Source organism: Rhizobium sp. WYJ-E13, from assembly GCF_018987265.1.
In the GTDB taxonomy this organism is placed as follows: Bacteria; Pseudomonadota; Alphaproteobacteria; order Rhizobiales; family Rhizobiaceae; genus Rhizobium.
The window spans coordinates 2,053,698-2,078,496 of sequence record NZ_CP076854.1 but is presented as its reverse complement, the minus strand read 5'-3'; the positions used below and the strand labels follow the sequence as shown (position 1 = coordinate 2,078,496).

At 58.6% G+C, this 24,799-nt stretch carries 23 protein-coding genes and 1 pseudogene; 8 read left to right on the top strand and 16 right to left on the bottom strand.

The genetic code is table 11. The annotated features are described in order from the left end of the window. Positions 1 to 2 precede the first annotated feature (2 nt). From KQ933_RS31060 to KQ933_RS31030, 7 genes and pseudogenes are all read left to right on the top strand, one after another. Positions 3 to 1,106 (top strand): annotated as a pseudogene (locus tag KQ933_RS31060) (conjugal transfer protein TrbE); the annotation flags it as partial. Next, positions 1,103 to 1,873 (top strand): P-type conjugative transfer protein TrbJ, encoded by a 771-nt coding sequence (trbJ, locus tag KQ933_RS31055; protein ID WP_216759840.1) that lies wholly within the window; start codon positions 1,103 to 1,105, stop codon positions 1,871 to 1,873. The pseudogene KQ933_RS31060 and the gene trbJ, both read left to right, overlap by 4 nt. Positions 1,874 to 1,887: 14 nt before the next feature. Further along, the gene (gene trbK-alt, locus KQ933_RS31050; protein WP_216759839.1) at positions 1,888 to 2,202 is read left to right on the top strand and encodes a putative entry exclusion protein TrbK-alt; all 315 of its coding nucleotides are present in this window, start codon (positions 1,888 to 1,890) and stop codon (positions 2,200 to 2,202) included. Beyond that, entirely contained in the window at positions 2,199 to 3,551 is a 1,353-nt protein-coding gene (trbL, locus tag KQ933_RS31045) for a P-type conjugative transfer protein TrbL (protein ID WP_216759838.1), read from the top strand. Before trbK-alt ends, trbL begins: the two co-directional genes overlap by 4 nt. Next, entirely contained in the window at positions 3,548 to 4,237 is a 690-nt protein-coding gene (gene trbF, locus KQ933_RS31040; RefSeq protein ID WP_216759837.1) for a conjugal transfer protein TrbF, read from the top strand. The genes trbL and trbF overlap by 4 nt, the downstream gene beginning before the upstream one ends. Positions 4,238 to 4,257: 20 nt before the next feature. Next, entirely contained in the window at positions 4,258 to 5,298 is a 1,041-nt protein-coding gene (gene trbG / locus KQ933_RS31035) for a P-type conjugative transfer protein TrbG (RefSeq protein WP_216759836.1), read from the top strand. Then, positions 5,295 to 6,491 carry a TrbI/VirB10 family protein gene (locus KQ933_RS31030; protein WP_216759835.1) on the top strand — a complete coding sequence of 399 codons (1,197 nt, stop codon included), beginning with the start codon at positions 5,295 to 5,297 and terminating at the stop codon, positions 6,489 to 6,491. Before trbG ends, KQ933_RS31030 begins: the two co-directional genes overlap by 4 nt. Before the next feature lie 128 nt (positions 6,492 to 6,619). Here the strand turns inward: KQ933_RS31030 and KQ933_RS31025 are convergent, their stop codons facing one another. The 10 genes from KQ933_RS31025 to KQ933_RS30980 are packed head-to-tail and all read right to left on the bottom strand — an operon-like array spanning position 6,620 to position 14,656. Beyond that, on the bottom strand, positions 6,620 to 7,414 hold the full coding sequence (locus tag KQ933_RS31025; protein WP_216759834.1) for an HAD family hydrolase: 795 nt from the start codon (positions 7,412 to 7,414) through the stop codon (positions 6,620 to 6,622). Continuing rightward, positions 7,380 to 8,279 (bottom strand): hypothetical protein, encoded by a 900-nt coding sequence (locus KQ933_RS31020; protein WP_216759833.1) that lies wholly within the window; start codon positions 8,277 to 8,279, stop codon positions 7,380 to 7,382. The genes KQ933_RS31025 and KQ933_RS31020 overlap by 35 nt, the downstream gene beginning before the upstream one ends. Then, positions 8,276 to 8,842, bottom strand: coding sequence for a VUT family protein (locus KQ933_RS31015; RefSeq protein WP_216759832.1), 567 nt, complete (start codon positions 8,840 to 8,842; stop codon positions 8,276 to 8,278). The genes KQ933_RS31020 and KQ933_RS31015 overlap by 4 nt, the downstream gene beginning before the upstream one ends. Further along, the gene (gene queC / locus KQ933_RS31010; RefSeq protein ID WP_253958379.1) at positions 8,839 to 9,573 is read right to left on the bottom strand and encodes a 7-cyano-7-deazaguanine synthase QueC; all 735 of its coding nucleotides are present in this window, start codon (positions 9,571 to 9,573) and stop codon (positions 8,839 to 8,841) included. The genes KQ933_RS31015 and queC overlap by 4 nt, the downstream gene beginning before the upstream one ends. Further along, positions 9,563 to 9,919 (bottom strand): 6-carboxytetrahydropterin synthase QueD, encoded by a 357-nt coding sequence (queD, locus tag KQ933_RS31005; RefSeq protein ID WP_216759830.1) that lies wholly within the window; start codon positions 9,917 to 9,919, stop codon positions 9,563 to 9,565. The genes queC and queD overlap by 11 nt, the downstream gene beginning before the upstream one ends. Continuing rightward, positions 9,916 to 10,548, bottom strand: coding sequence for a 7-carboxy-7-deazaguanine synthase (gene queE / locus KQ933_RS31000; protein ID WP_216759829.1), 633 nt, complete (start codon positions 10,546 to 10,548; stop codon positions 9,916 to 9,918). The genes queD and queE overlap by 4 nt, the downstream gene beginning before the upstream one ends. Next, positions 10,545 to 11,651, bottom strand: coding sequence for a DGQHR domain-containing protein DpdB (dbpB, locus tag KQ933_RS30995; protein WP_216759828.1), 1,107 nt, complete (start codon positions 11,649 to 11,651; stop codon positions 10,545 to 10,547). The genes queE and dbpB (KQ933_RS30995) overlap by 4 nt, the downstream gene beginning before the upstream one ends. Beyond that, positions 11,569 to 12,936, bottom strand: a complete 1,368-nt coding sequence (dpdA, locus tag KQ933_RS30990) for a tRNA-guanine transglycosylase DpdA (RefSeq protein WP_216759827.1) — start codon at positions 12,934 to 12,936, stop codon at positions 11,569 to 11,571. Before dpdA ends, dbpB (KQ933_RS30995) begins: the two co-directional genes overlap by 83 nt. After that, on the bottom strand, positions 12,933 to 14,054 hold the full coding sequence (gene dbpB, locus KQ933_RS30985; protein WP_216759826.1) for a DGQHR domain-containing protein DpdB: 1,122 nt from the start codon (positions 14,052 to 14,054) through the stop codon (positions 12,933 to 12,935). The genes dpdA and dbpB (KQ933_RS30985) overlap by 4 nt, the downstream gene beginning before the upstream one ends. Further along, positions 14,051 to 14,656 (bottom strand): hypothetical protein, encoded by a 606-nt coding sequence (locus tag KQ933_RS30980; protein WP_216759825.1) that lies wholly within the window; start codon positions 14,654 to 14,656, stop codon positions 14,051 to 14,053. The genes dbpB (KQ933_RS30985) and KQ933_RS30980 overlap by 4 nt, the downstream gene beginning before the upstream one ends. A gap of 471 nt (positions 14,657 to 15,127) precedes the next feature. Between KQ933_RS30980 and KQ933_RS30975 the strand changes: the two genes are divergently transcribed. Further along, positions 15,128 to 15,547 (top strand): hypothetical protein, encoded by a 420-nt coding sequence (locus KQ933_RS30975; RefSeq protein ID WP_216759824.1) that lies wholly within the window; start codon positions 15,128 to 15,130, stop codon positions 15,545 to 15,547. A 35-nt stretch (positions 15,548 to 15,582) separates the two neighbouring features. Here KQ933_RS30975 and KQ933_RS30970 read toward each other — a convergent pair whose 3' ends face one another. The 6 genes from KQ933_RS30970 to KQ933_RS30945 form a co-directional block, all read right to left on the bottom strand. Then, a complete protein-coding gene (locus KQ933_RS30970; protein WP_216759823.1) occupies positions 15,583 to 16,752 on the bottom strand; it encodes a PD-(D/E)XK nuclease family protein in 1,170 nt (389 codons plus the stop codon). Positions 16,753 to 16,759: 7 nt separating this feature from the next. Beyond that, entirely contained in the window at positions 16,760 to 19,072 is a 2,313-nt protein-coding gene (locus KQ933_RS30965) for an ATP-dependent helicase (protein WP_253958378.1), read from the bottom strand. Positions 19,073 to 19,477: 405 nt separating this feature from the next. Beyond that, positions 19,478 to 20,815 carry a dGTP triphosphohydrolase gene (gene dgt, locus KQ933_RS30960; protein ID WP_216759822.1) on the bottom strand — a complete coding sequence of 446 codons (1,338 nt, stop codon included), beginning with the start codon at positions 20,813 to 20,815 and terminating at the stop codon, positions 19,478 to 19,480. A 350-nt stretch (positions 20,816 to 21,165) separates the two neighbouring features. Beyond that, positions 21,166 to 22,344: a hypothetical protein gene (locus tag KQ933_RS30955; protein ID WP_216759821.1), complete on the bottom strand. Its 1,179-nt coding sequence runs from the start codon at positions 22,342 to 22,344 to the stop codon at positions 21,166 to 21,168. Between the two features lie 105 nt (positions 22,345 to 22,449). Then, positions 22,450 to 23,880 (bottom strand): M48 family metalloprotease, encoded by a 1,431-nt coding sequence (locus KQ933_RS30950; protein WP_216759820.1) that lies wholly within the window; start codon positions 23,878 to 23,880, stop codon positions 22,450 to 22,452. Between the two features lie 70 nt (positions 23,881 to 23,950). Beyond that, positions 23,951 to 24,406: a hypothetical protein gene (locus KQ933_RS30945; RefSeq protein WP_216759819.1), complete on the bottom strand. Its 456-nt coding sequence runs from the start codon at positions 24,404 to 24,406 to the stop codon at positions 23,951 to 23,953. Positions 24,407 to 24,799 lie beyond the last annotated feature (393 nt).

Here is a 24,799-nt window from a genome sequence, read left to right as displayed (position 1 = left end):
ACTACGACCGGTCGCAGGTCTTCGCCTTCGATTTCGGCGGATCGATCCGGGCGGCGACGCTCGCCATGGGCGGCGACTGGCAGGATCTTGGTGGTGCCATCTCCGATGCCACATCCTTCCTTAACAAGGTCGCGCTGCAGCCGTTGGCCGGTATCAACGACACACCAGAGCGCGCCTGGGCAGCCGATTGGCTGGTGGACATCCTGATCCGGGAAGGCGTGGATATCACGCCCGAGGTGAAGGAGCATCTCTGGACGGCGCTGACCTCGCTCGCGTCGGCGCCGGTCGCTGAGCGCACCATCACCGGCCTGACAGTGCTTCTGCAGTCGACAGCCCTCAAGCAGGCCCTTCGCCCCTATTGCATCGGTGGCGCTCACGGCCGTCTGCTCGATGCTGAGATGGAACGGCTGGGAGACACCTCGGTCCAGGCCTTTGAGACCGAAGGCCTGATCGGAACCGCGGCGGCGCCGGCCGTGCTTACCTATCTCTTCCACAGGATCGAGGCGCGCTTTGACGGCCGGCCCTCGCTGCTCATCATCGACGAGGGCTGGCGCGCGCTGGATGACGGCGGCTTTGCTCAGAAGATCAAGGAATGGCTGAAGACACTGCGCAAAAAGAATGTCAGCGTCGTCTTCTCCTCACAGTCGCTCGCCGACATCGAGGCGTCTCCCATTGCCCCGGTGCTGGTGGAAAGCTGCCCGACCCGGATCTTCCTCGCCAATGAGCGTGCGGTCGAGCCACAGATCACAAACGTCTACCGGCAGTTCGGCCTCAACGACCGGCAGATCGAGATCGTCGCGCGCGCCACGCCGAAGCGCGATTACTACTGCCAGTCCCGGCGCGGCAATCGTCTCTTCGAACTGGGATTAGGGGAGGTGGCGCTCGCGCTCTGCGCTTCCTCGGACAAGGCGGCGCATGCGGCGATGAACACCCTCGTCGAAGTGGGCGAGCGCCCGCGCTTTCTCGAAGCCTGGCTTTCTTCCCGCGGCCTTCGCTGGGCCGCCGATCTCATCCCGGTCCTCACCAACTTCGCCGAGCCCGCGTCCGCCGTTGCTGGCCACCAGCCCTCTCATCCCACATCGTCCAAAGAGGAGATCATCCCATGATCCGTTCGGTTTCCTGCTCCCGCGATGCCGGTCGTTTACTGGCGCTTGCATTGGGAGCCACGACGCTATTGCCCATCGCCGCCGTCACGCTTGCGCCGCGGCCGGCCTATGCGCTGATCGTCTTCGACCCGAAGAACTATGGCGAAAACCTTCTCTCCGCCGCCCGGGCGCTGGAGCAGATCAACAACCAGGTTACCTCGCTTCAGAACGAAGCGCAGATGCTGATCAATCAGGCGCGCAATCTCACCAGCCTGCCGACGTCGATGCTCTCTCGGATCGAACAGAACTTCTCCGAGATGAAGAGCCTGCTCGATCAGGCCGAGCAGCTTGCTTATGATGTCCAGAACATCGACCAGCAGTTCAGCAGCACCTACGAGACCTTCGCCGCCGGAAAGAGCAGCGAGCAACTGGTGATCGCGGCGCGTGAGCGCTGGAAGCAGTCGGTCTCGGCTTTCGAGGATTCGCTGAAGACCGGTGCCGTCGCAGTGAGCGGCATTGCTAACACCCAGTCCCAGACCTCGACGCTTGTGACCGCCAGCCAGTCGGCCGTCGGCGTGCTGCAGGCCGCCCAGGCCGGCAACCAGCTGCTCGCGGTACAGGCAAAGCAGATGTCGGATCTGACCGCCTTGCTCGCAGCACAGGGGCGCGCCGAGGCGCTCGAGAAGGCGCGCCAGGCCGCAGCTGAGGCACAGGCGCGCGAGCAGTTCAGCCGCTTCATGACCGGTACGGCCTATAGCCCGTCCAGCGTCCGCATGTTCCACGAATGAGGAGCAAGGGACCAATGGACCTCAAGATCGCCGCCCGGATGACCGCTGTCATTGCCATTGGAGCAGGACTTACCGCGACGCTCATGGCCATGAGCCAGCGACAGGGACCGGAAGAGAGCCCCGTCTTGCGGTCACTGAATCTGGGTGGCGAGCCTGAGAATGAGGCGCGCAGGGAGCTCATACGCTGCCGGGACCTCGGCGCCGAAGCGCTCAAGGACAAGGCTTGCCTGAAGCTCTGGCTCGAAAGCCGCCGCCGCTTTCTGAAACCGTCGCAATCCAGCGAGCCGACGGGACCGGCCTCCGGGGTCGATCGGACGGTGAAGCCATGAACACCGGCATCATCGATCGCTTCCTGGAGACCTTCACCTCCTACATCGATTCCGGCTTCGGTCTGCTCGGCAGCGAGGTCGCGTTCCTGTCCTCGACGCTGATCACGATCGATATCGTGCTGGCCGGTCTCTTCTGGGCCTGGGGCGCGGATGAGGACGTCATTCAGCGTCTCGTCAAGAAGACGCTCTATATCGGTTTCTTCGCCTATATCGTCGGCAACTTCAACAGCCTTGCCCGCATCGTCTTCGAGAGCTTCTCCGGTCTCGGACTGAAGGCGGCCGGCTCCTCGCTCTCCAGCACCGAACTCCTGCAGCCGGGCCGCGTCGCTCAGGTCGGTATCGACGCCGGCAATCCAATCCTGCAGGCGGCCGGCGACCTGATGGGTTATGTCAGCTTCTTCGAGAACTTCGTGCAGATCTTCGTGCTGATGACCGCCTGGGTGATCGTGCTTGTCGCCTTCTTCATCCTGGCGATCCAGATCTTCGTCACGCTGATCGAATTCAAGCTGACAACACTTGCCGGCTTCGTGCTCATCCCGTTTTCCTTTTTCAGCAAGACCGCCTTCCTCGCCGAAAAGGTGCTCGGCAACATCGTCGCCTCGGGTGTGAAGATCTTGGTGCTCGCAGTCATCGTCGGCATCGGCTCCGGCCTCTTCAGCGAGTTCACCGCCGGCTTTTCCGAACAGCCGTCCATCTCGGAAGCACTGTCATTGGTGCTCGGTGCGCTTGCGCTCATGGGCCTCTCCATCTTCGGCCCCGGCATTGCCACTGGGCTCGTCTCCGGTGCGCCGCAACTCGGCGCCGGTGCTGCCGTCGGAACCGGTCTGGCGGCCGCTGGCCTCGGAGCCGCCGGTTATGTCGGGGCGCGGGCCGGCATGGGTGCTGCAGCCAGCGTGGTCGGTGGCGCGATGCGGGGAGGGGCGGCTGCCGCCGGTGGCGCCAGCACCGCCTATGGGCTTGCGAGTAGCGCCTCCGATGCCGGCAGCAGCGGGCGCGCCGCCGCGGGTATCGCCGGCATCGCCAAGGCTGGCGCCGGCTTTGCCATGGGGAAGGCAAAGGAAGCCGCCGGTCGGTCCAACGAGACGCTGCGCGCCAGCTATGGGGCAGGGCAGGCGGTTGGCTGGAAGGTCACGGGCGGCGGCAATGAGGTTGGCGCAGGTGCGTCGGCAAAAGCCGGTGAGTCCGCGGGAGGAACTGCCCAATTTTCGTCGCCGCCACCCTGGGCCGAGCGCATGCAGCGCAAGCAAGCCTTCCAGCACGGCGTCAGCACCGCCGCCCATTCCGTCCGCTCCGGCGATCACGGTGGCGGCTCCCTGTCCGTTTCCCTCCGTCAGGATGACCACAGATGAACCCTTTCAAACGCGCCTCCGTGCGCTATGCCCGAACGCCCGAGCCCGAAACCCCTTACCAGAAGGCCGCCCAGGTCTGGGACGAGCGGATCGGCTCCGCCCGTGTGCAGGCAAAGAACTGGCGGCTGATGGCCTTTGGCTCGCTCATTCTCGCTGGTGGCTTTGCCGCCGCATTGATCTGGCAATCGACGCAGGGCACCGTGGTGCCCTGGGTGGTGCAGATCGACAAGCTTGGCGAAGCGCAGGCGGTGGCACCCGCGACGGCCGACTACCGGCCGACCGACCCGCAGATCGCCTGGCATCTCGCCCGCTTCATCGAAAACGTCCGCGCGATCCCGGCCGACGCTGTGATCGTCCGTCAGAACTGGCTGCGCGCCTACGAGTTCACCACCGATCGCGGCGCGGTCGCCCTCAACGACTTTGCCCGTGCCAACGACCCGTTCACCAAGGTCGGAAAGATCCAGGTCGCCGTCGACGTCTCCTCCGTCATCCGCGCTTCACCCGAGAGTTTTCGCGTCGCCTGGAGCGAACGCCGCTACGAAAACGGGCAGCTCGCATCCACCGAGCGCTGGACCGCCATTCTCACCGTCGTGATCGAACGGCCGCGGACTGCCGACAAGCTGCGCGCCAATCCCCTCGGTGTCTACATCAACGCCATCAACTGGTCGAAGGAGCTTTCGCAATGAAGGGGCCAATCAGAAAATCCATGAATAGGACCCGATCCGGCCGCGGTGCACTATTCGCAACTGCGCTGCTCGCAGCCACGACGCTGGCCGGCTGCGCAAATAAATTCATTCCGCCCGAGATCGATTATGACGATGCCGCGCCGGCGGTGAGACTTGTCGATCCGGTCGGCCCGGTAAAGGTGGTCGAAGTGGCAAAGCCGCTACCGCTTCCAGGGCAGTTGAAGCCGATCGACGAGCGCAGGAAGAAGCCGGAACCGTCCGATCCGAAAGCGCGGATCGCCGCGGCCAACGAGGCGGCGCGCATGCAGCCGGTCCGGGAGGGCTTCATCAACGCGGTGCAGGTTTATCCCTTCGCCGTCGGTGCGCTCTATCAGGTCTATGCCGCGCCCGGCCAGGTCACCGACGTCGCGCTGCAGCCGGGTGAAGAGCTTGTCGGCTCCGGCCCTGTGGCTGCCGGCGACACAGTACGCTGGATCATCGGCGACACCGAAAGCGGCACGGGCGCTGCCAAACAGGTTCACATCCTCGTCAAGCCGACGCGATCGGAGCTGCAGACCAACCTCGTCATCAACACCAACCTGCGCACCTATCATCTCGAACTGCGCTCGACGGAAAAGACATATATGGCCTCCGTCTCCTGGCAATATCCGGCCGATCAGCTGATCGCGCTTCGCCGCCAGAATACCCGCGCCGTTGAAACTCAGGCCGTGGCGGCGGGCATCGATATCTCGAAGCTAAACTTCCGCTACCGAATCGAGGGCGATGGCGCGCCCTGGCGGCCGCTGCGCGCTTTCGACGACGGCTCCAAGGTCTACATTGAATTCCCGAGCGGCATCGCCCAGGGCGAAATGCCACCGCTCTTCGTCATCGGTCCATCAGGCAATTCCGAGCTGGTGAACTACCGTGCGCGGCAGAACTACTATGTCGTCGATCGCTTGTTTGCGGCGGCTGAACTCCGGCTCGGCGACAAGGACAGCCAGCGCCGCGTGCGCATCGTGCGCACCGACGGCCGCCGGATTGCTAATCGCACGGCACTGTTCTCCTCGGAGAGAAGCCGATGACAGGTCCGTCCGATCTTAAAGCGGAGTTCCGGCTGCGGCCGGCGCCGGCGCGCGTCACCCGCCTGTCGCGCAAGGTGCTGATCGGTCTCGGCGGGGTCTCGGGGCTCGCCATCGCCGCGGCGCTGTTCTTCGCCCTAGACACCAGCCGGCGACAGGGTGAGGCACCGTCCGAACTCTACAACACTGAAAACCGCACCCCGGCCGACGGACTTGCCAACCTGCCGAAGGACTATACCGGCATCCCGAAACTTGGGCCGGCGCTTCCCGGGGATCTCGGCAAGCCGATCCTCAAGGCCCAGGAGGAAGGCAAGCCGGTCATCGTGCCGTCGATCCAGACGCCGCGCGCCGATCCGGACGAGCAGCGCCGTCTCGCCGAAATCGAGGCCGCGCGCGTCGCCAAGCTCTTCACCGAGAGCCGCGGCGAACGCAACGACAGCAACCAACCTGTCAACACGCGGACCACCACGGCTGATCCCAATGCGCTGACACAGCCTGACGCCGTCCCGCCACTTGACACCGGAGCGGCCCAGAACATGCAGGACCGCAAGCTTGCCTTTGTCAATGCCGAGGCCGATCGGCGCACCGTCAGCCCCGATCGGGTCGAGGAAAAGGCGTCACCCTATGTCTTGCAGGCCGGGTCTGTCATTGCCGCAGCCCTCATCACCGGCATTAAGTCAGATCTGCCCGGATCGATCACAGCACAGGTGACGGAGAACGTCTATGACAGCCCGAGTGGCGCGCATCTCCTCATTCCGCAGGGCGCTCGTCTCATCGGCCAATACGACAGTCAGGTCGCCTTCGGACAGTCGCGTGTGCTGCTCGTCTGGAACCGCGTCGTCATGCCGAATGGCACCTCGATCGTCCTTGAGCGCCTGCAGGGCACCGATCCTCAAGGCTTCTCCGGCCTTGAGGACGAGGTGGATTATCATTGGGGCCAGTTGTTCAAGGCGGCCGCACTCTCGACGCTGCTCGGCGTCGGCACGCAGATCGGCAGCGACGACGAGGAGAGCGAGATCGCCCAGGCGATACGGGAAAGCGCCCAAGGCACCGCCTCGAATGTCGGCGAGCAAATCGTCAGCAGGCAGCTCAACATCCAGCCGACGCTTACCATCCGTCCAGGGTTCCCGGTTCGCGTCATCGTCAACAGGGACCTTGTCATGCAGGCCTATGGTGCCGCGAAGGAGCCTACATGACCAAGCTGAAGCTTTCTGCCACAGCTTCATCCGGACCGCTATCGAGGCAGAAATAGCCCGGCGGGAGGGGCGGCCTCTGGAAGACAAGCAGTTGCCTAAAGCATAGAACAGGCGAGCGGCACAGAGTCTCAGCCGCCGGCAAGAATGGCGTTCGCAGCGTCCTCGAACGTCTTCGCTTCGCGTGCTGTCAGAGCCGCCGCGCCGACCTCCCAGATCGGTCGAAACTTCCCTTGAATATGAATGGTGCGAAGACCGGCCTCGGCAGCCGGTTGAATGTCACGCGTTACTTGATCGCCAATCATATAAACAAGGACGTTGGCACCGAAGAGGCGTCTTAACCGTAGGAAAAGTTCTTTACGCTTCGGCGCATCGATAACGCGGTCGATATATTTGTCAATTTTGTTGGCTACAAGCAGATTTTCGACGCGGTCGCGCCCGCCTTCTGTGACGAGAACGAGAGTTGCGTCGGCGTGGTGCAATCGTTCGAGCCCCGAATGTACGCCTGACAAAAGTGCTGGTGTCTCTCGTAGATCGGCAAGATATTGCTTTTCGATCCCTTCGATGACTTCTTTCGCCAGCGGAACTGCAGAAGGATCGTTCCAGGTCTTTCGGGCGGCAAGGCTCGGATCATCACCGAGCAGCCTATGGCAGAGCGCCGCAATCAGCAAACGAGCAGGATATCGGAGGCCGAGGTGATGGCGCGACGCGAGCTCCTGGTCGATCTCTCGTACATACGCCAAACGATCCTCTTCTGCAGTATCGACCCCGATTGCACCAATGACGTTCGCCAGCAACCGAAGCTGCGCTGCCGCAAACACCCCATCTGTATCCCATAAGGTGTTGTCGGCATCCAGGCAAACGACCGGCGCCGCGTTGTCGCGGCGGGTTCTATTGGCAGTGCTGGCTAGCGATGGCTGCGACATCTCTTTGACCTGCGGCACAGTCGGTGGCGACCGCCGTTCGAATCGCACCATTAGAATCCTTTTGTGGCGGCGTTAAAAAGATAAACGTGATGCTGAGAGCAAGGAGCCAAAGGATGAGCGCTTTGATGGCCCAAGACTGCAGTTGCTGCGCAGGTTCCAGATAGCGCAGCTTGTCGGCCACCTTGGTTGCGACCAGATAGGCTTCGGCGATGTAGTTCTTAAGATAGTTTAGCTGCAGATCATCGTTCAGCTTGGTCGGGTCAGTTGATAGAAAGGCCTTGCTCCAATCCTCAGGGGCGACCTCCGCGATTGGCTTGAAGAAGACATACGATTTAGGCTTGCCCTTTTCACTTGCAACCCGAGGATATCGAAACCGGGCGCGGATCGCGTGAAACGTCACCAGCGCGCCGGATGCAGCCAAGAGCCCAAACGCAGCAAACAGCAGGTAACATAGAGGGACGAGCGCCGTCTTGTAGGTCGCCGTGTTAGCGAGGGACAAGCCGTTTAAAAAAAATTGCAGGGGGTAAGTATCGGAAAAGCGATTAAAGAGGACCCCAGAAAAAGCACTGAGGAACGTGATAATCGTTAGCAGTCTGGTCGCCTTGCCGTCTTGGTAGTCGGTCAGCGCCTTAACCTCGTCGAGAGACTGACGAGCAAGTTTCAGTGGTGCTTCGATGCTATCCTTGGTTGGCGCTTTCAATTGAGCAAGTTCGCCGCTCGCGCGTTCCATAACTAGGCCGGTTTCAAGATGTTTGACAACACCGTCTTGCGAAACCTGCGGGTAGTGTTCGAAGGGAGAGCCGCGCAGCGCATGCCAGATTGCTCGGAAAGGACCGACTGGATCCTCAGAATTGCCGTTAGTCATGCAGGATAGAGCCCCCGTTTGCGATCGTGTTTGCGAAGCAAGAATAGAAAGGGAAGGCTGGCGAACACCATAATCGCCTTCCCCAGGATCTGCCCCGTCAGGAAGTCGAACGAACCGAACGCGAGCCAGAGAAACATGGCGCTATCGACAACCAGTCCGACAACGCTGCTGCAGAGGGCCGCCATAATCAATCCTTTGCGCTGCAGCGGCGTAAATACAAAGAGATCAGCCAGTTCGGAGGCAAGAAATGCTGAAGCAGAGGCGATCGCAAGGCTTGGCGCAGAGAATGTAGTGGACAGAATTGCACCAACCAGGATTGCTCCAACAGACCACAAAAGTCCAAGGCGTCGCTGCACCAAGTCGCGAAGAACCAGCGCCAAACCAACAAGAAGGACGCCGCTTGGTGCGGTTAATCCAAACCCGACGGGTATCAGGCACGGGCCATCTGGTACACAAAACGTTCCAATGTTCCCGATCATGAAGTTCGCGGCGGGGATGCAGGCCGTGAATGCAAGCAGAAACACGACGCCTTCAATGCGGCGTGTGCGATCCGAATCCGTCATGAGAGATCTCCCGTGCTCGTCGCGTCTTCGGCAATAAATTTACTGTGCCCTTTAGCCCGCAGGTCACATGCAGGGCAGACGCCGCATCCAAAGCCCCAGTCATGCCGTTGGCCGCGCTCGCCGCGGTAGCATGTATGCGTGTCTTCAACGATCACGTCGACCAGCGACTGTCCGCCCAGACCCTTTGCAAGCTGCCAGGTCGCTGCTTTGTCGATCCACATAAGAGGCGTCTCAAGCACGAAGCGGCTCTCCATTCCGAGATTGAGAGCGACCTGAAGCGCCTTGATTGTATCATCACGGCAATCGGGATAGCCGGAGAAGTCAGTCTCACACATGCCGCCGACGACATGCTTCAGCCCGCGGCGATAAGCAAGAGCGGCCGCGAATGTCAGAAATATCAGGTTGCGGCCAGGCACGAACGTATTTGGCAGTCCGCTGCTCGCCATCTCGATTTCAATGTCCTGGGTCAGCGCCGTGTCCGAGATTTCGCCCAGCGCCGAAAGGGAAATTGTATGGTCGTCACCAAGGCGATTTGCCCAGTCGCGGTTAATGTTGCCCAGTTCGGTCCGTAGCTTCGCCCTGCAGTCCAACTCCACCCTATGCCGTTGGCCATAGTCAAAGCCGACGGTCTCTACGGATTGGAAGCGATCGAGCGCCCACGCCAAGCATGTGGTGGAGTCCTGGCCACCGGAGAAGAGGACCAGTGCGCCGCCCTGATGTTCAGTCGCCATCATATTCCGCCCAGCAAAAAGGAGTTTCAAAGACCTTGACCGACGACAATTGCGCCAGGAGGGGTTTGGCGCGCTCCCAGATCCAGACAGCGATGTTTTCAGCCGTTGGATTTTCGAGCCCGTCGATGTCATTCAAAGTGTGGTGGTCCAACTGCTCCAGGAGGGGCTTGAAAGCGCGTTCAACGTCGAAAAAGTCGATCACGAAGCCTGTGTGTGGGTCGACCTTTCCCGAAAGTTGGACATCGACGCGATAAGAGTGGCCGTGCATCCGGTGGCATTTATGGGTGCTTGAAACGTTCGGCAACCGATGTGCCGCTTCGAAGGTAAAGGCTTGCGTGATCTTCATGGGATACCAATCATCTTGTGCGTCTGGAGACTGAGGCGCCATTGCGGGTTGTCGATACAATAGGCGGCGATCGACGCCGTATTCTCCTGCCGCCGGGGTCCGTCCATCGGCTGAAGCCAATAGTGATCAAAGGCGAGATCGCTAAACTGGTCGGGATCGGCGCCAACCTGCGGATAGACGAGCTTCAACTCGTTTCCGTACCGTTGTTTCAACTCGGAACCCGCCTTTGGGCTGACGCAGATCCAGTCCAGTCCTGCTGGAGCCTCGATCGTTCCGTTGGTTTCAACCGCGATCTGAAAGCCGGCGGCATGAACGGCCTCGATCAGTGGTGCATCGAGTTGCAATAGCGGTTCCCCCCCGGTGAACACGACGAAGCGTCCTCGCATTTCCGGTCCCCAGGTTCTTTCGACCGCCGTGGCAAGCATTGCCGCATGCGCAAATTTGCCCCCGCCGATGCCATTCGTGCCGATGAAGTCGGTGTCGCAAAATTGGCAGATCGATCTCGCCCGATCTTCCTCCCGACCAGACCAAAGGTTACATCCCGCGAAACGGCAGAAAACCGCCGCACGCCCGGCCTGCGCACCCTCTCCCTGGAGGGTCTTGAACAGTTCCTTCACGGAATAGGTCATAGTGCCTCCGGCGAACCGTCCGGCGGTTCAGTGAGGGCTGCTCGACGCGCTTTCGCATCGGCACGCACAATCGTAATCAGATACTGGGCTAGGGTGACAATGTCGCGATTGACGTTTTGCACTGATTTCCAATGGCGGTGATCATCCGGACCAAACTCCCATTCTCCGGACGTCCACGCGGTCTTGCCGACCAGGCACGACAGGCCTTTCGAGAAAGCCTGCCAGGTTCGGGCACCATCGAGCAGCGCCAGGACCTCCATCACGTAGCCCAACGCCATGACGCCTGCGCCATGAACAAGGCGGGAAGACTTGGGAGTATGGTTCTTCCAATCATCCTTGAAGACGTATTTCGCAGCTGCGTAGAACTGCTCGATCACCTGGAAGCAAAGTTCTTCGCCATTGGGTTCGCGGATCATTTCCCGCATGACCCCGTCGGTAACCGAGTTCATGATAACTCGTTGGATGGCGGTATCACGAATGATCCCGGCAGGATTGGTATGCTGGTGGATCATTCCCTTGAGGGACGAATTTTCATCGAAGTTTAGACGCGCTGCAAGTTCCGCGGCGAAGGCACGATCGCCGAGACGTCTAGGCAGGCCGCCCACGGTCGGAAGCAGTTCGTAGATCAGCGACTTCGGCAGGGGGCGTGTGTTGTTGATCAGTACGAACTGCCGGCGAAGTTCGGCGTCGTCTTCGCAGACGACACCGGAGATGAATACCTGGAAATCTTTGTCAGGCAGTTGCGAAAGCGCCGTCAGTCGCTGTTGACCGTCAACGACGAAGCCCGGAGGCCCGTCATCCGAGGAAATTTTGACCACACAGCGTCCGAACGCGTCCACTTCCTCTATCTCGATTCCAGATGTGAAGGCGACGACGATCGGGTTGGGCAAGATCGCTTCCGACTTTTCGAGATAGTCACGGATCTCCCGAATATGCCCCGCGATCTGTGGGCGCTGAAAACCGCTCAGGCGGCCGCCGCTGTCGCGCGCAACGCGCTCGATGAAGGCAAATTGCTGTAGTTCAGAGGCAAGGGCTGCAAACGACACCACTGTGTGCTGCTCGCTCTGTCGCGCCTTGATCGCTGGAAACCTGAATATCGTCATCAAATTCACTTCTGCATGGTAGATTGCGGACGAGGGCTTCGTAGACCCCGAGATTATGAATGCCGCGCCGTTTGTTCCGATTACTTGCCCGGAAGATCACCACTTCGATGGAAAGCGCCTTGCAAATCGGGCACCCGCACATCTTCCATGGCCTATCGGTGAGCGTGCGCCTATAGCGGCTACGCAATTCCTCGACAGCCTTTATGCCCGGAAGTTCGCCGATAGGCGCCCCCATCAGCGCCGGCGCCGCGTAGGCAATGACCGCTTCAAGGGTGTCTTCCAGGCCGAGATCTCCTCGATCATACGATCGTAGCGCGCTCAGGGCATGAGCTTCCATCGCAACGAGTTGCTCTTGATTCAAGGCGCCTTGTTTCGCCAAGCGCTGCAGCTTCGGATTTTCGAGTGCCTGCGGTACGCGAATGGCGGTGTAATAGGCCAGAGTGCCGCTGGACGTTGGAAGATAATAATTCGCTTTGGCGTCCTTGAACGCGCGAATCAGCGGCGAGGTGGTGTCGAAACTCGTGATGTTGAAGGATTGGAACGTCTCGATCTCATCCGCCTTCGCAAACCCGAGGATGTGGAGCCGGACGCCTGACGGAATGACATCACGGATGGCGCGCAGGCAAGCTTTGATCTGCCCCGACTTCAAAGGGACAGTGCCTCCGAGCGCTAGATACTCATATCCCATCGCGACCAGGCGGCGTGCCGCTTCCGCCATACTACCCGGAGACCATCCTTGGATGACACCGAGTGGGACGAAACGACCGGACATATGGGATGTGGCTTTGAGGAATTCCGCAGCATTTTCGAGAGTAATGTCGAAGCGCCGGCGGGCGTCTTCTGTGCCCCCCTCGAAGCCGGAAAGGCTCTCATCGAAATCGAAGATAATGTGGTCGACCGAGCAGCCGTGCGTGAACTGACCGTCGTCGTAGAATTCAGCCGTATCCTCTGGCGTATAGGGCGGGCGCTCCTCTTTATGATAAGTGAAAGCACCACAATCGCCAAATATCGGGAGCTTATCGAGCGCCGGCTTATCAAGCCTTAAAAACTCACGGGCACCGACGCGGCGAAAGCGCATCGCCTGAGCCTCGGTGTATTTGCCTCCAACGGCCACGCCGCCTACGATCCCGCGGGAGACGAGCATGCCGTCGTAAGGTGCGTAGCCCATGATCTCGTGTGGGTATGCGTCATCCCAATAAGGGACTCTTCCCTCGGCGTACCGGTCGCGCACAAAGTCATAGCCAGGGTCCACGTGATCGAGACTGTCGGCAAAAATGAACTTCATCGGCTCGGTCTCGACAGCTTGCGGTCAAGTTGCATCAGATGGTCAGCAAGCTTGGTGATGTGCTGTGGCGTACCTTGGATTTCGTTCCAGGCCCAGCCGAGGCCTCCCCAGACACCGTCCGTCCAAGCGCAATGGGGTTCTAGGCGCTTGAGCGCTTCACGGATCTCGATATCTGGATTTTCTGAACTGTCGGCACGAAGCATGATCTGATCCATCAGCGCACCCATCGCCTTTATGCCTGCAGAATGCATCAACCGGCTCTCAGTCGGAGCGCGTCCCCAGGCAGCTGGAAAAGTGTCACGCACGGCCGACCAATAAAGTGCCAAAGTCTCGTACATGGCATCGGGATTCGCCGTCTCCGGGGAATGTTTGTACTGGCTGAGCGCACCGAGTGGCGGGCGCAAATTCTGTTTGATCGCGGCTATCAACGCCGTATCGCTCACTACACTGGCGTCATCAATTTTGTCCGAGGCCCGCTTGATCAGCTTATAGAATGGCGATTTCGGCTGTCTGTTGAGAAGATTGCAGAGTTCGCTCGGCAGTCGATTAACAGCCAAATCTTTCGGCAGAAGTGTGCCGACTTCTGGCAACAATTCATTAATCAGGCGCACATCCAATGCCTTGACCTTATTCACAAGTATAAATTGCTCGCGGTGCATCTGCAGATCCCGAGAGACGAACCCGATGACGGGAACCGGGAACCGGCTGTTCTTCGCTTTGGCCAGGGCAAGAGAGCGTTGTTGACCGTCGACGATCCACGCCGCCCGGTCTCCCTCCGTTCGAAAGGGGATGGTGAGGGTGCCGGAAGCACCAACCTCAGTAAGTCCGTTCGGTTTTGGTCCACGTGACGGTTCAAAATGGATCTCGGGGGAGAGTGCCAGCGTGATTGCGTTCGGAAAAAGGACAGGACCGCTATCGAGAAACTCAACGATCGAGTTGACGTGGCTGCGGATTTCTTTTCGCTGGAACCCCTTCAACTCCTTCTCGTCCCTGTGAATTCTGCTGATATCAGCAACTCGGGTCAGATCGGACCCGTAAAGGAAGAATGCATAAACGTCGATCCCATCGCCCTGCTGCGTCTTCACTGCGCGAACAACGAGGTTATCTTCAATACTCATACTGACATCCCCTCGCTCCGGACCTCAGAGGCCAGACGGGAGAAGCGCTTCTGCTCACAAGCGACAGACAATTCATCTCGAAGAACGCGGAGAAGCTTCGTCGATAGTCCGCCTGTACGATCCCAGTGCTGGCGCAGAAGACTTTTGATTTCTGCATCAGAACGACGAGCACCAGGACGGACATTGGGGCGGCCCCAATGTCGTGATAACTCTTCAACGTGTTTCGCCTGTTTCGCAATCGGCGCCGTCGGATATTGGTGCATAACGATCGTGGCAAAGTGGCGAAGCGCCCGCGACACAAAATCGATCTTTGTTCCCCGAATCGGGCTATCTGGACCATCCAGCCGATTATCGTAGGGCAGGGTCTGAGCGACGAGACGTTCTGACAGCATAGAAACGTCTGGTCCGACGAAAATCCGCAGACGGTCGATGGTCTCCTCAGGCAAATCTGAAAGAATTGGCACGAGCATTTTCAAGTACGCCGGCCCGACAGCGATGAGAATCAGCCCATTTACCAAGCGAAGTGTTCCACGTACCGCATCTTGATCGACAAGCGTTCGCCACCATTCCGCCGCCGAGGCGGAAGGGGTGATGCGATCCAAGACACAGTCCGACGTCCCTTTTGAAACGGTCAAGTTATAGGACGGAATAGCCTGTTGCGCCGTCAGAAAGCCAAGCCCAGCGGAAACAACGCAAAGCGGTGCTCCGATTTCGCGGGCTGCTGCGGTCGCCTCAGAAAAAGAGCGACCACGATAGAGATCTCCAGCGGAGGCAACTGGTGGGGCCGCCAATATCCTGGTTTTCCATTCATCACTTACATCTCGCAGGCTCCCATACGGAAGCGCACGCGCGGAGAGGGCGGGACTGTGATCGTATCGCTTCCGGTTCGTGCACGTCGTAAGGATTAAATGCGTCATCATACCAATGTGCGGTTCCCCAATTAATTGCAGAGATCAAACTAGCTCATGAAATAACTGCGACACCGCAAAAAGGTCAACCAAAAAACTGCAGACTGCTTTTATTCCTGCTATGGAAACTGCGGAATCGTCACGCCGTCGAACAGGAGACTACATATGAGTCGCACTTGGCTTTTCGCAGTTATCGCCACGCTGGAACAATGGCGTGCCTTCAATCCTGCAATTGGCTGGCTGCTGGCGACTGTGGTTCTTATCGTTCATGTAGCGCTTGCGTTTGTCCTTGGCGATCCAGGTTGGCTTTCGGCAGGCGGAGCGCCCATCATCATCCTAGGGGTCCTGACTATAGCTCGCCCGCTCATCCGGCAGGGTGATCGTAAGGTGCTGGAGAGTGGAAGAACAATCCTGCGTCAGGTGAGGGAGGTCGAGGGTCGTGTCGTTCTCGTCAACCCGGAGGAAGAGAACCAACGCTTCCAAGACGCTCGCGCAGAATATAAGCACGGTCCCGCGATCGCCATCGTGGGTACGTTGATAAATGGCTACGGATCGCTTCTATTGGGCCCCTTTGTCGCGAACTAGGTTGCCAGTGAACGACCGACGTTCCCAAGCAGCTTTTAGCCATTTTCCGGCCATGGGCGACTGTTGTACCGCTCGCAAGAGACCCTGAAATCACACGCAACGCAGGTGGCTTCGTCCTGGCTGTCGGCGGGCCAGGTTTGGCGAATATGATTGCTCGTGCGTTCGTCCACGACCCTATCTTCAATCGCGCGAACCACGCGGTCGATCGCTGCTGTTGCAGCATGCATCGATTCTTGCGTGACCGGAATGATCCGGATCGCCCGTCTCATCTTGAAGTCGTCGGAAAGATCGATTTGGCGACCGGGTTCCCAAGCATTGATCTGATAGTAATCCGGTGTGCCATTGGCAGGAATGACATCGGTCCGGCCACGGCGCATCTCGCGTTTCAAGTTTGAAAGTTCATTCGTACCCGGCGACAGTTCGCCAATATAGACGAGGATGGCGGCGGCAACCGGCCTTGCCTCCGGTTGTTGCGATCTGAGCCAGGCATAGGTTTGTACCTGCCACTCGCCCAACTGCCAGTCGCTTCGCTCGTCTGTGTCGACCGGCGGGCGGCGCGATCCCTTGTAGTCGATGATGATTTCGTATTCGCCGTTGAGATCCGGTTGCGCCGCGACAATGGCGGCTTTCAAAGGGTTGCCCTCCGGCTGGTCATCGAGTTGTGTGTGACCAAGGACGTCGATGATTCCTTCCAAGATGTAGCGGGTGGCTCGCTCGACATTCGGGTTCTGGCCCGGCAGAAGGAAACGGGTGCCAATCACTTTCCGTTCGGCAACGTCCACCAAGGGGAACAGATGTGGCCCAAGCTGATTGATCACTGCCTCGGCACGCTCGTAAGCCGATATCCGCGCGTCGGAACTGCGAGCGAATTTTCCCTGATGTGCAAGCGCCTGCTCGATCGGCCAGCCGATCACGCGTAGGTCGAGCGCAGGCAGGCCGACCGGTTCATCGGGACGTTCCCCCTCCTGGGGGATGGTACAGTGAAGTGGGAATGGCAGCGACTGGTTTTCCTGCCAAAGCCGATAGGTGCGCTCCATCATGCCGTGCAAAAATTCTCCATACCAGAGCTGCACGGGTCGGGAGGGCGGAAGCGAGGAGCCATTGTAATAGCGATAGCTGCGTTGGCAGCGCGAAAATGACAGGACGTCACCGGTGAGGCTGTAGTCCGGAATGATACGATCCGGACGTTTGATCGGCAGTTCCATAGGTTCCTCACACGAAAAGTAGGTTCGGCGGGCTGACCATTACCGGCAACCGACGGCCGGTTGGTTGCGGCGACTGGTCGCGCCACGCCCAACTCTCGTCCTGACGCCAGCCAAGCGCGACATTCTTAATATTGCTAGTCCACTTGAGGGCCTTGTCGCATCCGACGAGCATCAGAACGCTCTGCGGCCGGCTGAAGGCAACATAGTAGAGACGGATCAAGTCCTCGAAACTTCTATCCAGGCCGTTGCGCTGCGTGCGCAGAGCGCCGAGGTCAGGCGTGAAAGGCGCCAGCAGGTCCTCGATCATCGCCGTGGACGATGGCTGTTCCGGGAACCGCCGAAAGCGGTTCTTCTGATGATTCGTCGTAAAGTCAGTACCGACGTCGACGATCACGAGTGGAAACTCGAGACCCTTGGCCTGATGGATCGTCATCACGTTCAATCGATCGCGAGGAACGCTCGGCATGATCTCTTCGTCGACGTCGATCACGTTTTCGGCGAGCGGCGTCAACACGTCCCGAATGATCGCCTCGATGCTGAGACGGCCATGATCGTCTGGAGAGCCCGGATTTTGCGGACGGATGAGCCTCCCACGGTAGGCGGAGAAGCCCGCAGCCTGTCCGGCGGCACGCGACAGCGCTTCCAGATAGACTTGACCCTCTGGATCGATCTCGAAGTAATCGAGCCACGGGATCAAGCCATAGATGACGTCGAGGAACGGCCAGTCGCGGCTAGATGCCTTATCGCCGATTCCGCGCAGGCAATAGTCGCGCCACTCAGACATCTCTTGAGCCAGGGCTCGGCCGTAGACTGGCCGAGGATTTGTTTGCAGAAACTGCTGCGCTGCCGCCACCCATCGGTTCATGAAGAACTTGGCGACATTGGTGATCGCCATCGAGGAATAAAGGCTTCCACCTGGTCGATCGGGTGGATCGATGGAGAGAAGTACCAATCCCAGAAGTTGCTCGACATGCTCGATGTCGCGCAACGACCGGCCGCGTGGGTTGAACATCTTCATGTTGCGGGTTGCCATGGCGTTGCGCAGATGATGGGTAAAACGTGCTTTCGGGGGATTGCCGAAATACGGTTTTTGCATTTCCAGCACACTGGAGGCGAGGAGAACCGCATCGCCCAAGTCGCCGGCCTGGGCGTTCCCTCGCAGGTCGTCGATCAGCCGGCCTTGAGGGTCACGATAACCGCCCCCACGGAAGACGGCTTCAATGAAGTCTGTCAGGTCGTTGGCGAGTGTCTGGGAATCGGGCCGGAACATTGCCAGAATCGGCACCTGGCCCTGGCCATTGTTCGGTCGGATGACGGGCTTGGGCGGCTGGATGCGGGCCGGGCCAAAGTTCGGGTCGGTGCGAACAAAGGCGTTGAAGAAGGCGACGATCTCGTCGGTTGAACGGTAATTTTCGACGAGATAAAGAGGACCTGCTGGGGCTCTGCCCAGTCGGTTACGACATCGATCGATAAAAGCACGAAACAATTCAATCGTTGCGCCGCGAAATCGATAAAGGCTCTGGTCATCGTCGCCGACGACCGTGAACGATGCCTGGCACGCCTCGACCAGTTCAAAATAAATCGCTTCCTGCAGGGCGTTCGTATCCTGATACTCGTCGACGAGAACCGCCCTGACATCGGCAAGCAAAATCGGTACCAGGCGGGCGCGAAGCCGCTCGAGCAAAGCCTCTTCCAGGCCAGAGAAATCCAGCAAGTTATTCTCGCGCAGATATCGACGATATGTCGCGTCAATCTCGCTGACGATCCGGTGAGCCTCCGGTTGGTCGGCAGCCCCAAAACTCACCACATCCACCCGATCTTGGATAAAGCGGTCGATGATCGGCACCAATGTGTTGGCCGCTTCAGCCAGCGTGGTGGGCGGGTCGTCATCTAGCGTGAAGGGAGACAGAAATGCGCCGAGCACGGCCTGATTGTTCCGATAGCTCGCGCCGAGCCCGCCGCGTCTCTGCAGGATGACGCTGGCGGCGAAACTCTCCAATGTGACGAGCGGAGGTTCATCCGCATGCCTGTCGGATCCAAGAGCCTCCTGGCAGACGCTGTCGAGCGTTCCGGTAACAACGCGATTGATGTCCACATGCGCCAGGAATTCCCGATCGGCTTGCGAAATCGGCTCGGTTCTGGCCTGTTCGAACAAGGCCTCACCCCATTCGATCAGTCGGCTACGTATCTCCCGCGCCGCCTTAACGGTAAACGTGGTAATCAGGATCTGCTCAGGACGCAGATGATCGACAAGGATGTGCCGCAGCACGCGAAGCACCAGAACCGTCGTCTTGCCGCTTCCCGGACCAGCAACGATCATTGTGGGAATCGCAGGGTCTGCCTCAAGACAGATGCGCTGTTCTCCGTTTGGCAACCTTCCGATGGCACCCGTCCGCGCCACTATACCCAAGAATTCTTCGTATGTCACAATAGGTCCACTTCCAAAGGAGCGACGCTCCCGCATAAGTGGAAATGCAGCACACATATGGTGATTCTGCAACGACGGTTCGCAGTTTCCCCAGCAACCCACAACGGTCGAAAACACTGGTTTTTCCGCCAAAACAAGGGCGGGTATCCTGACGACCGGCACGGCGCCTCAACAACTGCATCTCCGCGTTTCGCGTCATCGGACGAGGCGCGTCAAAAATGCCTTTCCCAGGTTTGTCGATGGAATCTCCCACAAAACGCGACTCCCTGCTTTGCGGCCAGATCCAGAGATCGTTCGTTATGTGCCGGAGACCAGGCGAGCGATCTTGACTGCATAACGGTCCGTCATGCCCGAAACATAATCTGTTAGCGAATGAAGCGCGGTATAGGGATCGGTGACGTCGCGTAAATCGAGACCGGTCGCCCGACACAATTGCTTGTGGTAGCCGTCCAGATCTGCTTCCTTCCACCCGTTCGCCATCAGAGCCCTGTAAACGCCTTCCAAGCCATCCAGTACCTGATGAACGACGTTTCGTCCGAGAACCTCCAACTCGGTCTTTCGTCGCGACGTGAACAGGCGCTGCGATGCAAGAGCCTTGATCTTGTCGAACTCTGCTTTCTGGCGAGACGCACCGACGAGGGATCCGGAGAATGTCCCCGCCATGATGGCATCGTAGTTTTGCTTGAAGGCTTCGACACAGGCATCTATCGCACTGCCGATACTGCGGGCTCGCGCATAAGCTATGACCTCCTCGGGCCGACGGGCTGAGAGGTCTCGGTTCGTTTTGCCCGCCAGAGCATGAAGATGCTCCATGACAGTTTCCTGCGTGAAGTCGCCGGATGTAAAAGCGTCTTCCAAGTCAAGGATATTGTAGCAGATGTCATCTGCCGCTTCGACGAGGAAGACAAGGGGGTGGCGCCGCCACCAGCGAAGCCCATCGCCGTCGCCTTCTGGTAAGCCGACGCCACTTGCGACATCCGCAAAAAGGTCAAGTTCACTTTCGAAAATGCCGAATTTTTTCAGGCCGCAATAGTCATGCGTTTGGTTGGCGACTGACCGAACGTGCGCAGTCGTCGGATATTTCGAAAAGGCTGCCAAGACACTCCGCGATAGCCGCATTCCGCCTTCATTGCGATACATTTCAAGCTTCGTGATTAAGCGAAAGCCCTGCGCATTGCCTTCGAACGCTTCAAATTCCTGGCGTCTGGTTTGATCCAGCGCGGCAAACAGTTCTGTCTCACCCGCGAACTTCTGGGAAAACCATTGTCCGATCGCGGCCTCACCGGAATGTCCGAAGGGCGGGTTGCCGATATCGTGCGCAAGGCAGGCCGCTTGAACGATTCCCGCGACCGCGTGCTTTTCGCCTGCTGGCAGTGAATGCTCCTTCTCAAGCCAGTCGCCGACCGCAATCCCAAGGGAGCGCCCGACGCTTGCCGTTTCGACACTGTGAATCAGGCGATGATGAAGGTGGTCGTTTTCATAGAGAGGATGAACCTGCGTTTTGTTCGCGAGGCGGCGAAAAGGCGCTGAAAATGTTATGCGATCCGCGTCCTGCACGAAGGATGGTCGGTCAGCCTTTTCTTCATACGCCGCATCGGAAAGGCGCTGACGGTCAAGAAGTTTAAGCCATTCCATGATGCGGTCTCCTGGGCGGGTAAAGTATTACCAGTTATCTGCCTGAATGAACAATTTCCGAGCTATGCTTACACTACGGTCTGTCTGATCGGAATCATTGCTGGCACAAAATCGCGATTAAGCGTCATTGAAAGAATTGACACACTTGAAACATCATTGCGTTTCGCGCCGTGCCGCAGTGACAATGTTGAGGCCAAGGAATTTTGCCATTCGCTAGGCTCCGGCGAACACCGGAAATGCATCTTTGCCGATTCCGGAGTAATGCCGGCAAATAGCGGGCGCCGAAACAGATCCGCGACTGCCTGCAACAGTGCGGGCTTGGCGATGCCTTATGTGAATTGCAAGGTAATCTAAGCGGATGGTTCATCCAAATGGGTCAGGAACTGGCCAGACCTGATCGGGTCGATCCTGTCCGCTTCTCGGAGTGCCCATCGCTCCCAGGCCGTCAGCCTTGCCTCGTCAATCTCAGCGGAGCCTTCTGTGATTGCCATACGCACACGCTCCACGAGCGCCCGGATATCTTGTGCCCGACGTAGCAGGTCACCCGACATTCTTAGGTTATCCAGCCGTTGCTGGTTCAACTCTTCGAGCCGCTTCCGCCGCTGCCTCTCTGCTTCCTGACGAACCTCCTCTGCCCGTTCTTCGGCTTCCTTTAGGCTTTTTCTGAACTTTTCTTCTCCCGCCACGATGAGTTCCGCCGCAATCACGGCAATCTTATCTTCGAGTCGATTGTCTGCATCATCCTGCCAGCTTTTCGAGACACGGCCGTCAAAATCTGCGGCGAGACTCAGCGCCAGCGTTGTTGACGCCGGCAGATCGGGAGCCGGTCTTTCATATCCATTTCTACGAACTTTCTTGTGCTTGCCGACAATAGCTAGATTCAGGCCGAGATAAGTGTCGCCGATGATCGCGCGGGCGCGGAGTTCCCCGCTATATTCATACGCGTCACCATCATGACCACGCTTGCTGAGCACAAGAAACAGGCTATTCAATATCCGCAGGCATCGTTTTGAGAGCGGCGAGTCAAACATGGGTCGGTCCGTCTCCCAGCTGCTCTTTAAGAACTTCTCCTGTCTGCGAGCTTCCTGTCTGAGGAGATGCGCGAGTCCTCTGTGGGGAACGCCGATGGCTTTCGCAACCGTAACGCTTCCAACGGCGCTCAATTCCTGCCTGAAAAGGTCGTCCAAATCATCGGGAACAATCGCAGAGGCAAAGGGACCTGAGGACGGCATGGCTTCGGCAACTGAGAGAATTTTCGCATAACGAGGATCCACCTTCACTCGTCCAACCTGGCCCGGGCGGCGAGGTGGAGGACTGGGGCGAAATGGTAGCGGCTTTCCCGCATGGACTTTATTCCAGTAGCCTTGTGGCGGGAGTGGAACGCCGTAGTTGGTCAACTGCTTGCGCAGCCCAACATCCGAAATATCAAGCTTTGCGGCAAGATCGCGCATTGGCGCTGACCATGCAAATGCAATCAGATCTTCTGGCAGAACGAGGATATCGTTCCAGCTACCGTATCGGGTGGACATTCATAATCTCACTTTTTTGATATGCAGTCCGTTCGCATTTCAGCCTACCTCAATACAGAAGGCCGGTTCCAATTGGGTCCCGATCGTCGGGGGCGCTTGTCAACATCAGAAATAAAACCAGATACCGAGTGCCAATGTGCTCAAGGTGGGCGAAACCACCATCAACGGATAAATTGGCCCTTTGTCTCGTAGTGATGGAACGGTCAGGATCACGAAGGCAGAAATCGTCAATGATAGGAAAAGGCAAGCATGCAGCCCGACTCGATCCGGATCGCCGGCAATCCAGTGCAGCATATTCCAACCTGCCTCCGACAGTTCGAAATAGACAGTCTGGCTTGTCGCCAAAGCGATGAAACTACCCACTCCAGCGAGACTGAGCAACCGGAGGGCTAAGGAAGCAGCATGACGAGGCGGTTTGCGAGTTTCTTCGGTAATCAGCATTCGTCCGAGAATCAGTGACTGCGACAGAACCAGGAGGGCAGTCGAGAGCCCTAAGATTGTCCAGTAGGTAAAAGGGTTCTCCGCCATCTCAGCCGTGAGATGCGCCTTTCGTTGCGCGAGCGTCGAGACACCCGGACTTGCCATGACAAAATTAAGCTGCAACGTTATTTCGAGGATAGTTCCACTGAAGTATCCAACGAGGATGAACAAAAGCTCGTCGGCACTGAAGGCGGTTCCAGCGCGTTTAAGGGCGAGGAACCGTTGCTGTGTCGGGGGATGGACCGCCAGCAGTCTACTGACAAAGCCGATGCCGGAGTCCTTTGACCGCATGCTGGTAACTTTACCAAGCCCATCGCCGCCGGAGAGGTTTCGAGCGATCGCGTCCGCATGGAATTCGCGCAAGCGAGCAGAGGCGCGGCTTTCGAGGAGTATTAGCACCGCGAGCGTACCGAGCGCGACCAGATTGGCAAGGATGGCTGGAACTGCGTTCCTCAAGACAAAGAGTAGCGTTGGAAGATCGAGGTGAGACAGTGCCAGCGTATCACCTCCGACATAGGCGATGATCCTGCCGATCGCCGCCATCATGGCGAGGCCGCCGATCAGGACGGCAGCGTTGACTATGCGCTCCGCCCTTGGGTCGCCACTCGCGAGATGAGCGATCTCGTGTGCAATCGCAAACCGAAATCGTGCTGGCTCAAGAATGGAGCTTCGCACCCATAATGTGCCAATACGAATGACACGGGAACGGCCGGCGACCACTGCCTCTATGCCTTCCTCGTCGAGCTTACCGAAGCCTATGGCATCGGCGTTAACGCCAGCCTGCGCGGCGAGGTCAGCGACAACCGTCAATGCTTGCGCAGGGATCGGACGTCCTTTTCTCAAAAGTCGTGTGGCCCGGTATTCGCCGATGCAGACTACGCCGAGCGTCAGAATCGTGAGCAGCCCCATTGCATGTAGAAGCGCCGAACCCGGTGGTCCGAGCGGCAAGATGAGGTCGTAGAGTTCGGCTGTCCAACTACTTCCGAGGACAAGGGATGGCACGATCAGCGATATCAGGCTTAGTAAGATTGCCCGCCGCAGGGCTTCATGGCGCATAAGCCGAACCTCTGCTGCGAATATCGAGCGGGACGGCAGCCGCGCTTCCGTCTCGGTGGCACGCTTTATCTTACCCGACGCCAAGGCGTTTCAGCACGGACTTCTTGAGCTTTTCCGTGTCCTTTCTAGAGAGCCGAGCCTTCGTGGCATCTTCCTCGACCACCTTGAGGATCGCAAGCCGGCCATCGGTCGTCAGGACCTTGTCCAATGACGCCTTGTCGGGGCGTTTCAACCACCCCTTCAAAGCTTCGACCCCAGTATCGACCACATACTTTTTTGCAATCTCACTTGCCGTATCCTTCACCCACTCACCTAGAACATTATACACGACCTGGCCGACGAAGACCGACGCGACCCCGATCGCACCCACCCATTCTGGAGGGATACCAAGGCCTTTGCCCGCGCGGCGGCCCGCTTCTGCAGTGTCGATGGCAGCAACGTAAGTTTCCAGCAGAGGAAGTTCCTCGGGCGCTGTCTCAGCGAGGAGCATTCCGATGAATTGATTGCGAGCGTCCTTAGTGCTCATGAAAAGTCCCCCAAAAGCGATAAATATTTCGCATGTCGAGGCAACAGTAGCAAAATGGGGAATGGCGCGCTCGCTTCTTGTAGCCCTCATCAAATCAATGTTGAGGATATAATTGTGAGCGGCATTACGTCAGTTTCGTTCCGTCCAATCGTAATGAGCCGCGTGCCCCTCCCGGGAACGCCTTCTTTTGAGATGAGCGTGGTTGCGTATTCTGATGGCAAGCAGCCAGCTAATCTGCCCTCAAGCCCAGCAACGGGGTAAATACCTTTCTGTCCGCATCTGCGACTGCCGCTCGATCGGCGGGCACCATCCTGGCAATTAACTTGCCAGACCTCTTACAAGTCGGCGTGCCGCATGAATGTGGCAGAGGCATCTGTCGCCACAGATGATGTC